Consider the following 13,366-nt stretch of genomic DNA (forward strand, 5'->3'; position numbering starts at 1 on the left):
TCACACCCGCAGCTCGAGCTGGCCTCGCCTGCTCTTCTCCGCGCGTCCGCGCGCCGCGCGCCTGGGTCTCGACGCGTCGGCCCCACGTGATTTCTTGATCGAGCGCAGCAGCGGCGTCAGCAGCTTGCCCCTGATGAAAGACACGACTGGCACGGCGACGCCATCGCCGACGACGCGGAACGCGTACTCGTAGACGTTGGGTAGCTGGTAGCTCGCCTTTAGTCCCATGAGAGCCGCCGCCTCCGACGCGGCGAGAAGTCGCGTCCGGACGCTGCCGCCTTTTACGACGATGATGCGAGGCCGGGAGCCTCCGCCCCTCGGCGTGCGGAGACACCCAGCCAAACCGCGGAAGCAGATCTCGGTGCGCTGCACGGTCTTTCCGTGCGAAGGCCGCATGCGCAGTGAGAGCGTGCCGACCATGCGCTTGCCGGACCTTTTGGCCTCCGCAAGTTTCTGCTTGTGCGCATCGGACATCATGCTGACCAAGCGCTTGGTCTCTGCGGGTGTGTGCCACTCAACGCCGACCGGTTTGCTCTTGACGATCTTGTTGAGTGTTTTTTTGAGCTCGGGCGCGGCACCGAGATTGAACCAGATCCACTGCTCGCGGCATTGTGGCGACAGCTTATCGACCGCCTTCACCAGCGTGGCTGGATGCCAAATCGGATGTGGCCGATCGCGAATGAGCTCGTCAGCGAGCGTCGAAGTCTTGGCGATGGCGATTATGAAGACGCGTGGGCGCGACTGCGGAACGAAATGCCTAGCATCGACAACGACCGCGCCGGCCCGCATGCCGAGCTTATCGAGCGACAAAATGACTGTTTTGAACTCTTCACCACCGTTGATCGTGAGGAGGCCGACGACGTTCTCCAGGACCACGATACGGGGCAGCCGCCCGTTTGCTTTAAGGCGCTTCATAAGGTCGATGAACGCCCAGAACGTTCCGGACCGGGTGCGGTTAGAGCCGGCCGCCTGGCCGATGCCCAGGCCGTTCCCGGCCGTCGACAGGTCCTGGCAAGGGAACGACGCCCAAGCGAGATCGGCGCGACGCCCGAGGCTTTCGGGGCCGACGTTGTGGATGTCGTCCTCGAGGATTTCCGCTTCGCCCCAATTATCTGCGTAGACCTTGACCTTCAGCGGGTCGAAGTCGTTCGCGAACTGACACTTCCACCGCCCCCCCAGGCCCGCACGCACCATCCCCCCGCCGGCGAAGAATTCGAGATAGCTTGGCACTTCAGACGACCTCCCCGTCAAAGGCGGCTATCATCGATGCCGAAGTAGCAAGACGTTCGATAGACGCGCGCGGCTCCAACGCGTCGAATGAATCTGACGTTTCCATACCCCTGCCCCAGCCTCGGGCCGGCCCGCCGCACTTCGAACCCCTCCCGCAGGAAATTTCGGGAGCGGGATGTCTTCCCTGTCAATCAGCCGAAAGCGCGTGACCGGAAGGGTAGTCGAAGGCGGACGACCGATCCGCATTAATTGTTCCCGCGGCGAAACTCTAAACCGAATCGTGCCTACGAAAGCCGCAGAAGCGTCGCATGGGTTGAATGGCCTCGCAAGTTCAATCGGCTAATTCTTTAGTTGGCCAAAAGCCTAACCATTCCCATTGGTTATTGACGGCGAAGTGCATTCGATTTCTCTCACTTCGAGAAGGATTCTGGCAAGTGGGGAACCGGGTCTCCTCCTGGTCAGAACCGCTGGTCGCGGCCTCCGGTAGCCTTTCGGGCGGATAATCGACTGGAACGATAGGGGACCAGGAGGATTCGTCTCGCTAGGAGTGATCTTGATGCTCATGACGAAGGGAGACTGCCGGCATTCGGACCTTGCGCGGCTGGGCCATTTTGGCGCTGAGCGACGCTGGCACCATCTGCGAATACGAGGAACACGGGTCCATGCAGGATCGAGCCGACCCTCACGCCCGCGACCGTACCTTCCAGGTCGCGCGTGACAGGCCGCCGGCTGGGGTCTCCCCGGCGGCGCCCTAGCTGCAATTATCGGCTATTCGGATTTCGGTGTAGAGTGGCGCAGTTAGTTCTGATTGTCAGAACTCAACTCCGATTAGTCATCTTCTCCACATTCTGACGACGGTCCAGCGGAGCCCTGGTGGCCGCCAGTGCCTCGTCGGCCGCACGTCGGCGTTCGGTTCTCAGCAACCTGGGACTCGCGAGTGGCTGCGCTTCGTGCCGGTCTAGCGGTCGTACCAGGAGTGATTCAGGCGGCGGAGATCCAAACGGAACCCTGGATGGCTGCAGCCGTGGGCATAGTTGGTCCCCTACAAGTTGATCCCCTAATCGGGGTAAAGTAGGTCCCCTAGCCCAGAAGACAGAAAGCCCGCCGGAAACGGCGGGCTTTTCAATTGATGGTCATGCGCAGCCCGGCGAGGAGCGTGCTCGCTCGAGCTACTCCTTCAGCTCGTAAGTCCCGTCCAGCCACCCTTGGAGCAACTCCTCGACCACCCTCGACACCTTCGTCTTATTTCGGATGGCCTTGATCTTGGCCTCGTCGATCGTGTGCTCGTCGATCAAGACCCGATGCCGCCTACGACCCGCTGCGTGACCTGGTCGGCGACTTCATCCGCACCCGCTTCCCGGTCGGGCCCGGCGACGTCGTGTTCGGCAAGCCCGTCGAAACCCGCCGGCTGCACTCGATCCGTAGCCTGTCCAAGGCAACCCGGCTGCACCCGAAGCGCCTCCGCAGTCTGCTCTCGTCGGCGGGAATGCTGCCCCCGAACGCGGACGACCTCGCCGACGGAAACTGCCTGTTCGACGCCGAGAGGGCCGTTTCCCTGGCCCAGACCGCGGCGTCGGCCACCCTCTCCGTCCGCGACGCTGGCGCCTACCTCAATGCGCCCCGCGTCCAGCGGGACATGCTCTACTGCTCCGGCATCCTCGTCCCCCGGATCAAGGCGATCGACCACGGCGCCGCCGACCTGTTCGCGCCCGAGGACCTGGACGCTTTCCTCGACCGACTGCTCGACGGCGCCGTCCCGGTCGTGGCCGCCGGCGGCAGCCTGGTCGACATCCCGACCGCGGCCAAGGCCGCCTGCTGCGGCTCCGTCGAGATCGTCCAAGCCATCCTCGACGGCCGGCTGACCCGGAAGGCTCGGCTCGCTGGCTAGCGCGGCTACATGTCTGTCCTGGTCGACGTCGAGGAGGTCCGCGCCCTCGTGCGCGGCGCCGATCCCGACGGCTCGACCGCTGAAGCCCTCGCGGAGCGCTGGCAGACCCGGCCGCACGTCGTCCGCAAGCTGATGCTCGCCGGACACCTCAAGACGGTCGCCGTGATCAACCCCTTCAACCGCTGCCCGATGACGGTGGTGCCCGATGAAGCCGCGGAGCGGTTCGGGGCCGAGTTCGTCACCCTGTTCGCGATCGCCCGGCAACAGGGCCGCCATCACATGGCCGTCAAAAAGGAGCTCGACGCCGCCGGCGTGGCGCCGGCGCTCGATCCTTCCCTGATCGGAGCGACCTTCTACCGCCGCAGCGATGTTGCCGAAATCACCGCCAATTGCAGACAACCGAGGAAAGGAAAATCCCGATGACCTACACCTACGCCCAGTTCAAGGCCGGCCCGCCCACCCGCATCATGGCCGCGCTCGGACCCGGCTTCCTCAAGGCGCTCAAGTCCGCCGACAGCTACATGGAATTCACGGAGACTATCATCCGCCTCAACGACGCGCCGAACGGGCACTTCACCAAGGCCGCCCGGCGGTACGCCGAGGTATGCTCGCCCGGCGAACGCGAGCTCCTCAAGGGCATCCTCTTGCTAACAGATTTCGCCCACGTGGCGGACGAGATCTCCCAGGGCAACGCCTATACCTACATGACCCCCGCCAGCGGGATCTTCCGGGAGGCGCTCGCGGCCTGTGTCATGAATGCTTGAAAGCGGGCGCGAATGGGATTCAACAGGAAAATAAGTGGTCGCGCTTGACATCGAATCTAAGTGCTGAATCGATACCGTTAGAGGAGGCTCGCCAAGGTCCTTACGAGCTACCTTAATCCTGAACTTTAGGGCGACGAATTATATCCGACGGACAGTGGTCAAGACCATAGCGCGCGCAGGCTGATCGGTCTCTCGCGGGGTCCCGTTGAAGCAGTTCAAGTGAAGGATGCCATGGTTACGCCATTTCCAATCACATCGCTGTCAGACGAGTTCAATAAGTTCGCAGAGGTGCCGTCTGCTGGCGCATCGATAGATTCCGGCTTAGTGCAGGCTGGGGAATTGTCGTTCGATGGGCAAGAAATGATCAGATACTCAATCGGCGAACATAGGTGGGCTCTCTTCGAGGAATTCGATGTCGCGGTCGATACGCTGCTTGCCGCAGAATTGCGAAAGCATCCGTTTCTACAGCGCTCGGCCAAACTAAGTTTTCCGAGCATGGCGTCGAACGCCGTGTTCGATGTTCCTGAAGACATCATGCTGAACGATTTTTTGATGCGATTGAAGCCGTTCCTTTTTCACCAAGACATGTTCTTCTGGAAACACATGATTTTCCGGATCCATCAGGACGTGACCGCCGAACCGGATTTCCTTCCGCAGTTCTTCCAAGATGTCGCATCCCGCTTCGATGGCACGAACTTCGGCAAGTGGATGGACGATAGCGCTGAAGGGGCGGCTTTCTATGACCGTAACGACGCATCGCGTCCCAAAAGACTTGGTATCGGCTCAGACGCCCATATGGCCTACGCGTTGAGCGGAGGCCAGTCCCAGTTGACTTACAGAGACATCAAGAACTGGCTGTATGGCAAAAAATATCACCACAAGTTCAAGGAATTCTCGCGATATAAGGAGATGCTCGCGACAACGCCAGAAAGGGATTTTCTGTTTGCCGCTCGGCTTCACTTCATCGATCTAGTGGACGCTGCCGCCCTCCTTCAGCGGCTTGTCTGGGCAATCTTGCAGGATCGCCATTGCAGCGACGGGCATACGACGTCCCCTAACGCTTCCGCAAATCGCTGAAATCACTCATTCCAAATTTGGCTCGCGCACATTTGAAGCACCACTTTACGTTTGGCGAAGTCAAGCCTGTGGAATGATCCTCGTGAGGCCGGTTTGACCACGCTCCAGCCCAGAGCCCGAGCCGGCTATTGACGCCTATGCTTGGAGTTGCGCCGCATGGACAGCGACCGCTTGTATGCCGTTTCTTCTAAGTTGACAGACTACACCCAAAGCCCTTCGCTTCGACACATCCGCGATCCACGCAATATACAAAAGCTCGCCCGCGAGATTGTCCAGTCGCTCGATCGCGCGAGCTCTATTTGGCAGAAGTGGGACGGCCCTCGAGAGCAACTTGCAAAAGCTGCCGCGCCCTGCTGGATCCCTATCGAAGACCTTCAGGCGTTCCTCAATCGACTACCAGGTCCCGCACTTACTGCTACCGATGTGGCGCAACGCTTACGTGCCTTCTGGGAAGAACCCTGGGAGCACTATCCAAACGACGAGTTGAAGCCAAGTTGCCTGGCTCTTTACGAAGCGGAGAAAGCGCAAGGGACGGAATTGCGAGCTATCGCCCTGCAAGAACACATCGAGGCGTCCGAAGAGCGGCTTCGTCAAGAGCGCGACGTAGAATATCGCCGGCTTAGGGACGAGGACCGGGTCCGGCGAGAGCAGCGGTATTTGGCAGGTGCGGATTGTGGCTGGACTCAGTTGACGAACTCGGAAGACTTCTTTTGCAGGCGAAACGGTCGCTCGTTTAGAGTTTCACGATCAAAGGATAACCGATGGGATCTTTTTCGAGCTGAACTACCCAACAAGACCGACGTGCTCATCGGGACTTACTTGGGACGTCGTGAGGCTGGTAAGACCGTTCAGAAGATTGCGTACGAGCCTGAGCCTAGGTGGTGAAATGGCGTATGCCGGTTTATTTCGACCGCCGGACTACGCCCCAGAGAGGGACCACCCGCCAGTCACCTGCGGTGGGTACGCCCGAGAGACCGTGAAGGCTCTGTTGGTTGCCAACAACGCCTTAGAGACGGAGATCGAGCAGCTAAGGGGATCAGTCTCTGGAGGTTATTCGCGCCGGCGGTTTGAGGCCCAGCCCGATTGCAAGGAGTAAATTCAATGGATGTCACGTATTATGTTGCCCTGCCCTTCGTCGCCGCAGACGATGGCGTCGCCGCCGGCGAAGTGATCGAATGCTTCAACTCAAATGCTGCGGTGATGAGGTCGGAAGCTCTCTCGCGCAAACCCGGCAACGTGGGGGCGATTGCATTTTGCCGCAGCCGAGATCCCACAGCTGGGGACTTCAGCGACGCCAAGCTGATCCGAAAATTCGGCGACGTGCCCGACGATCCGAGCGCATTGTAGGCTCAGACACATCGTGAACAGGCCAGGACCGACGGGGGCGCCTCCCCCTATGCTCCGCTGATAACCCGACCGCATCGTTGAGCCGTTTCCCGACGGATTTGGCTAAGGCGGCAGCTAGACGCGCCGTCATTCCCAGCTTGTATGCGAACATTTCAACCCCAGGCTAGACGACACAACTCACAGATGTATAATTCAACGAATTGCCAGGGGCCTGCGCTTTTCGCGCAATCGGGGATGAAATGTTTAAGCTGTTTTCAATTGCTGGCCTTGCCTTGTCATTTTTTCTCGCAGGGTGCGGAGCTACCCTCCCCGTAATGCGGCTTGGACATGCGAGCGACGAAGAGTTCAAGGACTTCGTCAAGGGAATTGCCGCTCACGTCCGGTGCGAACTCGCTAACGCGGTCGCGGTCGAATACTCACCCAACAATCCCAAGCGAGCAATGCTGTACAAATGGGCCGCAAAAGTTGCCCTGACGATTAGAGCATTGGACAAGGGCACAATAAGTCCAGGGGTCACTGCCGATGCCCCACCCAATGTCTTTACGATTGCGGCCGGCGCGAACGCCTCGACGTCAGGCACACGCGAAATGACGATGACCTATTTCTTGCCGTTCGACGAACTCCTGCAGGGCAAGCAAGTTCCTGTGAACCAACGGATACTGCCTAACTGCGACATCCTCTCCCAGGAAACTGGAATCCACGAACCCATCGCCGGCAATCTCGGAATTCATCAAACCTTGAAATCGGCGTTTGAGACCTGGGATGCTTCCCGCACGCTCTCGGAGCGCATAAAGAATGGGCCATTCGATACCGTAACCCACCATGTCACTTTCGAGATCGTGGCCGGTGGGGACGCGACGCCTACCTGGAAGTTCGTCAACGTGACAGCAAATCCCAACTCGCCGCTCATCAGCGCGAACCGAACGACTACGGACGAGCTGCTTATTACCGTTGGACCTGACGCGCTAGGTGATCACAAAGAGCTCGACACCTCATTCGAAATCGAACGCCTCAGAAGTGCTTTCCGACGACAATAGGGAGACTTTCCATGAGACCTATTTTACTGACCTCAATCGCATTGCTTGGCATGTTTACCACCGCAGCGCACGCTCAGATGATTTGCGTGACAAGTCAAAACGGAAACGGATCTCGGCTTGTCCCAGCGAGATACGGCTCTTGCAGCAACGTGAGCAACTCACCGCTCTTCCTAGCCAAGCCGTTCGAAGTGCCGGACTACGGTGATAACAACAATTCGCAACCTCGCGCCTTCCGGCTGGCCTACTTCTATCCAGACCGCACCGAGGCCTATTATACGAGCTGCTCGGGCACCGGCATGCCAACGATCCAGTATGTAGGTCCTGTACAAGCTTGTGGTCGGCCCTCGCGACCGGCGACGCAATAGTCGGAGTACCGCTCAGATTCGAGTTGGCACGCCGCCGGAAGCGCGCCTTGCCCGTTAACCAATATCGACCAACCGAAGCAGCTGCTAGCCAACGGCAACGTCCTTAGAAACTCGTCCTTCAACGCCTGTTGGTGAGACGGTCCCTAGCCACGTGATGGAAAGTTTTCAGCCCTCGTCCACCTTAATCCTGGACGCGAGGCTTGGCCGCTTCGAACTTGACTGGCCTAAATCGCAGCTGCTTCTCAGGCGAACCACCGACGTAAACGAGTTCTTGTTGGATCGAGACTATGCTCCACTGTCATGACGCTACGACTTAACCGAAGCATCTCATTTGCCTCTCGCCTTCGATCGCTCCTCAAGAGTGATCTTGTCGCCGTAGAAGATCCCGGTGAAATAAGAGCCGCGGTAGCCGCGTGGGAGAGTAAGTTTAAGCAAGGTGCAGAGCCCAGGCCGGGTTTTTCAGGAACAGTTTGGTGGCAGCCTATCATCGGGACATGGGGCTACTTCACTACCCTGAAGCACGGCCGGAACTATTGGATTCCTTTTGGCCGATCGAGTTCTCGCTTCCGCGAAACTATGATCGTTGAAATTAATCCGCCAATTCAGGGCCGACGACACGTTCAAGGTGTTATCGCAACCGATCCTGCCGGCAATCGCTGGATTTTGCACGGCGGACGGCTTCATCCAAAAGGTGCACGAGTTGTAGAAGAGCAATTTGACGCCATTTATGACGGGCAACGCGCTGACGTCCATTTTTTTGACGGCGTCAGCAGCGCATATCATCCTGTCGCGTGTTTGGACAGCAAAGCGAATGAACTGCAGCACGACATCGCTGAATTTGTCGGCGCTTGTCAGATCATCAGGACCTACTATACGCAGGGATTGGCGGCGGCCAGGCTTGAGAAACGCGTCGAAGAGGCCGAACGAGGAAGCCCGGAATCAGATCAGCCATACACCCGCGGCCCGCAAGATCCCAAAGTCATTGAGCGCAAGCATGGCAAAATCTGGAAGGCCCTTTCGGCCCACCTCAAACGGATGTCGATTGAGCACAATAATAGTAGAGTTGGACGTTGGGGACCGGACCTAGTTACCCACGAGGCTCCTGAGATCTTGTTCGAGATCAAATGCGACACTCAAGCGTCCGACATCCAACGAGGACTAGGTCAGCTGTTGCTATACGAGCAGATGCTGCAAAAGCGGCATCGAAAAGTCCTGCTCGTCCCAGAGAAACCCCGCTCCGATATCACGCGGCATCTGACTGACCTAGGCATCGAGGTTCTAGACTACAAAGAGGACAAGGGCGCCATCACATTTCCTGGTCTCCGACGCTTCCTTCGAGGCCCAGCCTAGCTAGTATCCGGTATTCGAAACTGCCCCGGCAACATGCCCGCCGACGGCGCTCAATCACACAGTGCGTGTAACGGTCGTCGATGGTGAGCCAACGTAGCGCAGTTCTAATCCGGATCACGGATGATGCCCTCGTAGTTGCGAACGACGGGCGACCGGTCTCTCGACTCGGCGTCCTCGCCCTCTGCGCGTCAGATCTCTCCGAAAAGAGCGGCCGCGAAGACGAGCAACCCGAAGACTATCCCGATACACCGGATGCGGAGCTCCTCCGCACGATCGCCAACAGTTCGATCGATGTCTATCGAGCGGACATAAACCGCGCCAAACGCGACCTGCGTCACGAACGCGGCGTGAAAGCCGACTACGGCGGGCGATATCTTTGGGAGCTTCTTCAGAACGCCGACGACGCGCTCGCCAGCGACGCGGCGGAAGCAGCCGAACTGATCGGCACGAAAGGATTAGGGTTCATCTCCGTCCTCGAAATCACGGATCGTCCGGAGATATTTTCGCGGCCCTTCGCCTTCTACTTCAGCAAGGCGGATACAGAGCAACTTCTGCAATCGCGCTTGGGGAAGAAGATCGCCGCTCCGACTTTCGAGATTCCGCATCCCACCGTCGAGCCGCCCGAAATCGCTGCCGTCCTGGAGGACGGGTACGCTACGGCAATCCGACTGCCGTTCAAGAATCCTGAGACCGCCGCAAGGGTGCGGGACGATGTCGAGAATCTCGATCACCGTTTTCTCCTCCTGCTGCAGCGCCTCGCACAGCTCCAGATCGATGTTTCGGGGCGACGGCTGCGCAAGATCGACGTCACCCGCTCGTCCGTCGCGTCCGGCGCGGAGGAGATTGCTCTTTTGACACGAGGGGTGGGTTGGAACCCGAAGGTCGCTCGATGGAGCAAATGGTCCCGCCACTGGATAAACCAAGGTGAAGACAAACGTTTGAGCGTGGCCGTGTGCCTACCTCTCGATGCCTCAGCCGTTCCGCAAGCGTTGGTGGAGGACGACAAGCCGCCAGTGCACGTGTTCTTTCCGACAGACGAAGCGGTCGGCGCGCGGGCGATCGTGCATGCCTCGTTGGACGTGACCGAAAACAGGAAGCATTTCCGCGCCAGCGAGCGGAACACTCTAGTATATGCGCAGATGCGGGAGCTTATCGCCGAGATTGTGACCGCGATTCCGGCGGAAGCCGCTCTCGACGCCTTCGGCTCCATCGACCCCAAGTCGGCGAGCGGAGCCGCCCGCGATCTCGCCTCGACGATGTTGGAGGCCGTGAAGGAGACGCCCTTCGTCCCGACCGTCGGCGGTGAAAAGGTAAGGCCACGCGAAGTCTCGGTCTGGCCCGGAAACTTCGGCGCAGTCCTTCGGCATGATGCGACCGAGTTGAAGACCTACTGCCTTCTCCACCCTTCCGTACGCGGCCGCAACGCTGTGCTTCAGGCGTTACAAGCCAAGACTGTCGGCGCTCTCGAATTCTTCGGTGCGATGCGCTTCTGCCGGAATAACTCACTGGCGGAATGCGAACGCGTCGTGGATGTCTTGCTGCACGAGGGCGTGCCGATGCTCAGCTCGAGCCCATATCACAGCTTTCCCGAGCAGGTACCGTGCTGGTGGACGGAAGCCGGCCGCGCGCGTTCTATCGCGGGCGGCATCTTGCTATTCTCCAGGCCGCGGAATTGGCCAAGATCCGTCCCGGCCGACGCACTTTCGCCAGAAGCCCGTCGCCAATTGACTGCCATCGACGCGGCGCTGTCTGGGGACGCTGCTGCCAGGCACAAGCTCGCGGTGTGGAAGGATAGGATCGTCGGGAGGTTCGTCCATAAAGGCGAATACCTCGAACAGGCTCTTCTGCCTGCCATGGAAGCAATGAAGCTCCAGGATTGGGACGAGCACGGGTGGGAGGTCCTGCGCTGGTACGAAGAATGGTCGCCCGCACGAAAATTCGACGACTTCTCCGGACTTCCGATCATCTATCATCGCGAGCTCGACGGGCCGGACGTCTTCCGTCGGCGACTGTCGCGAGCGCTCCGCCTGCCAACTGAAAAAGGCTGGCGAACTGCCGAGCAGTGCTACGCCGGGCGCTCGTGGGGAGCACCCCAGTCCTTCAGGAGTTACTTTAAAAAGAGGGATGATCGCGCGGTGGTGCTTCCGCTTCGGAGTTGGCGAGAGCCGCTGCGGGGACGCGCAGACCTGGAGGCCTGGAAAGGCCTGTTGCGTTTCGCGGGCGTCGCTTGGGAGCCCAAGCTCGTCCCGTTCGATTCGGGTTGGTCTAACCGCGCATACTCGGATCGACATCTCGGTGACTTTAACCGGACCGAATTCGACCTCCAAATCGAGCACTTCCCGGACTGCCTAACTGAAGAGAACAGACTTCTTCCACTGCTGGAGGTGGGCCGAACGCTCCTGATTTCGGCGCAAAAATTTCCCGCAAGATACCTCGCACCAGCCAAGCAGAAGTCCCAAACGCTGACGACCAACTTCGCTCAACACCAACTCGAAACGACGGAGTGGCTCCCTCACAGGAAGTCCCTGCTGTTTCCGAAGGGAGCCGTCGCAGCAGGCGACGCCTATCTGGCGGGAAGAGGTATAGAAGGGCTCCTTCCCGAAATCGCTCTGCCAGATGTTGAACAACGACGAAAGTCCGAGTTGCTGCGCTTTCTTCGCGCGATCGGGGTCAAAAGCTCCCTGCCGAAGGACGGATATATATGGAACGGTTGGATGCAGCGTCTCGCCGATGCATCCCGCCAAGCCACTGCGGACAAGGCCACGCTGCTCGATGTCGCAAGGACGCTGTATCGACGCCTCTTCAACACCGTTATCGACGATTTCTATCCACTTCCCGGACTTCGGGTGCCCTGCTTCGTCGGCGGGGACAATCATGAGCACCTGGCATTCGCCCCGGCGCACGAGGTGAAGTGGCTCGATCAGACGATCTTCGAAGCGCCGGAAATACGGCGAGCGCTTCTCGCACACGGATATCGGCTCTTCATTCTCTTCCTGAATCAAGCTGACGAAGCGGACAATATTCTCGGTATGGGCCGCCTTTCAGAATCGATCTCGCTGCAGCCTGTATCGGCGGGCATCGATGAGGAAGGCACTGGCATTGCCGGAGGGCTCTACATTTCCAGATTGCGAGCGCTACGGGCGGTCATCCCTGAGGCGCAGAGAAAGTCCCTGACGGACGAGCTACGGATCGAAGCGACGTCCCGGCTCTTAATCTCGATGAAAGCCGGAGACGGCCGGGAAATTGCGGCCCCGGAAGTGCGGGCCTTCCGCAACCGACACGGCACGCTGATGGTCACGGGCGACGGAGCTTACCATCGCGCGCTCGGCTTTGGACTCGCCCATTACCTTGTAGGCACCCCCCGGCACACCGCGATTTTCGAGAACCTTCTTTCGGCGGCGGACGAAGAAGAAGTGATCGAGCGGCTGAGGGATCAGGGCGTTCCAGCCCAAGAACTCGATGCCGTTCACGCGGAGATGTCGAAGGAAAAGGGAAAGCAGGTGCCCGCGTCCGACAGTGATTCTACAGACGGCGAAGCAAAGGAGAGCAGTAAATCTTCAGCACCGTCGTCTCTCAAACAGACGCCTGCGTCACCGCAGTCTTCCGGAAGTCATGCAATTACAGAGTCAGGTCCATCTGCGGCTGCGACCAACTCCTCGGTGATCGGCCGATCTTCGCAGGCCCGTACTTCCCTCACCTTGGGGCTTCGAGCGCCGGCCCGGGAAAGCAACTCAACGGAAACAGTGACAACAGGTGGCGGAGGCAACTGGGATCCGGTGGCGATTGCCGCGGCGGGACAGCATGCGGAAGATTGGCTTTTCGCTAAGCTAACCGAAGCATTTCCCGGATGGTTGATCGGCAGAAACGAGCGCGACGCTTCGAGGCGGGAAAGCGATTTCGTCATTCGGTTCGACGAGCGCCAAGTCCATATTGAGGTCAAGCGGCTCAGCACCGTCCCCGGCCACATCTATTGGTCGGACCTCGAGTTTGAGAAGTGCGGCTTGCTCGCCGACGACTATTGTTTCGCGCTCCTGCTTCCATCAGGAGACGATTACAAGGTCGCCTGGATCTGGCGGCCTGCAATCGAACTCGCGAGTGCCGAGCGGTACATAGAATGGATTTGGGATCAGCGTCGAAGCGACCAACTTCCGGACGGCACTTGGCAGATGAGACCGCCGCCGCCGGCGCCACCGCGCAGCTTCAAATATCGCATCGGGTTGACGCCGACGTACGTGAATTCGTTGCCGAAGGACGCTGGCGATTTGTCACTGCTGAAGGGCCGCATCGCCGGATCTGCCACGACGTAGC

11 protein-coding genes are annotated in these 13,366 nt (G+C 59.4%); 9 read left to right on the plus strand and 2 right to left on the minus strand.

Annotated features, from left to right (window positions below; all coding sequences use genetic code 11):
• A complete protein-coding gene (locus XI08_RS26855; protein ID WP_271576661.1) occupies nt 1-1,230 on the minus strand; it encodes a DNA cytosine methyltransferase in 1,230 nt (409 codons plus the stop codon).
• Between the two features lie 1,169 nt (nt 1,231-2,399).
• A complete protein-coding gene (locus tag XI08_RS26860; protein ID WP_271576662.1) occupies nt 2,400-2,525 on the minus strand; it encodes a hypothetical protein in 126 nt (41 codons plus the stop codon).
• Nucleotides 2,526-2,608: 83 nt separating this feature from the next.
• Between XI08_RS26860 and XI08_RS26865 the strand changes: the two genes are divergently transcribed.
• From XI08_RS26865 to XI08_RS26905, 9 genes are all read left to right on the plus strand, one after another.
• Nucleotides 2,609-3,118: a hypothetical protein gene (locus XI08_RS26865; RefSeq protein ID WP_271576663.1), complete on the plus strand. Its 510-nt coding sequence runs from the start codon at nt 2,609-2,611 to the stop codon at nt 3,116-3,118.
• Between the two features lie 48 nt (nt 3,119-3,166).
• The gene (locus tag XI08_RS26870; protein ID WP_271576664.1) at nt 3,167-3,541 is read left to right on the plus strand and encodes a hypothetical protein; all 375 of its coding nucleotides are present in this window, start codon (nt 3,167-3,169) and stop codon (nt 3,539-3,541) included.
• Entirely contained in the window at nt 3,538-3,882 is a 345-nt protein-coding gene (locus XI08_RS26875) for a hypothetical protein (protein WP_271576665.1), read from the plus strand. The genes XI08_RS26870 and XI08_RS26875 overlap by 4 nt, the downstream gene beginning before the upstream one ends.
• Before the next feature lie 219 nt (nt 3,883-4,101).
• Nucleotides 4,102-4,959, plus strand: coding sequence for a hypothetical protein (locus XI08_RS26880; RefSeq protein ID WP_271576666.1), 858 nt, complete (start codon nt 4,102-4,104; stop codon nt 4,957-4,959).
• Between the two features lie 156 nt (nt 4,960-5,115).
• Nucleotides 5,116-5,844: a hypothetical protein gene (locus tag XI08_RS26885; RefSeq protein WP_271576667.1), complete on the plus strand. Its 729-nt coding sequence runs from the start codon at nt 5,116-5,118 to the stop codon at nt 5,842-5,844.
• A gap of 216 nt (nt 5,845-6,060) precedes the next feature.
• The gene (locus XI08_RS26890) at nt 6,061-6,306 is read left to right on the plus strand and encodes a hypothetical protein (RefSeq protein ID WP_271576668.1); all 246 of its coding nucleotides are present in this window, start codon (nt 6,061-6,063) and stop codon (nt 6,304-6,306) included.
• 239 nt (nt 6,307-6,545) lie between these two features.
• Entirely contained in the window at nt 6,546-7,343 is a 798-nt protein-coding gene (locus tag XI08_RS26895) for a hypothetical protein (protein ID WP_271576669.1), read from the plus strand.
• A gap of 941 nt (nt 7,344-8,284) precedes the next feature.
• Nucleotides 8,285-9,058 (plus strand): hypothetical protein, encoded by a 774-nt coding sequence (locus XI08_RS26900; RefSeq protein ID WP_271576670.1) that lies wholly within the window; start codon nt 8,285-8,287, stop codon nt 9,056-9,058.
• An 80-nt stretch (nt 9,059-9,138) separates the two neighbouring features.
• Nucleotides 9,139-13,365, plus strand: coding sequence for a hypothetical protein (locus XI08_RS26905; protein ID WP_271576671.1), 4,227 nt, complete (start codon nt 9,139-9,141; stop codon nt 13,363-13,365).
• The last annotated feature ends 1 nt before the right edge of the window (nt 13,366 follow it).

It is taken from the genome of Bradyrhizobium sp. CCBAU 11361, assembly GCF_028128935.1.
Classification (GTDB): Bacteria; Pseudomonadota; Alphaproteobacteria; order Rhizobiales; family Xanthobacteraceae; genus Bradyrhizobium; species Bradyrhizobium niftali.

What these genes read in the sequence shown, in the direction of transcription:
- XI08_RS26885 (WP_271576667.1), top strand. Translation starts at nt 5,116, where the DNA reads ATGGACAGCGACCGCTTGTATGCCGTTTCTTCTAAGTTGACAGACTAC.
- XI08_RS26890 (WP_271576668.1), top strand. Translation starts at nt 6,061, where the DNA reads ATGGATGTCACGTATTATGTTGCCCTGCCCTTCGTCGCCGCAGACGAT.
- XI08_RS26905 (WP_271576671.1), top strand. Translation starts at nt 9,139, where the DNA reads ATGGTGAGCCAACGTAGCGCAGTTCTAATCCGGATCACGGATGATGCC.
- XI08_RS26875 (WP_271576665.1), top strand. Translation starts at nt 3,538, where the DNA reads ATGACCTACACCTACGCCCAGTTCAAGGCCGGCCCGCCCACCCGCATC.
- XI08_RS26900 (WP_271576670.1), top strand. Translation starts at nt 8,285, where the DNA reads ATGATCGTTGAAATTAATCCGCCAATTCAGGGCCGACGACACGTTCAA.
- XI08_RS26895 (WP_271576669.1), top strand. Translation starts at nt 6,546, where the DNA reads ATGTTTAAGCTGTTTTCAATTGCTGGCCTTGCCTTGTCATTTTTTCTC.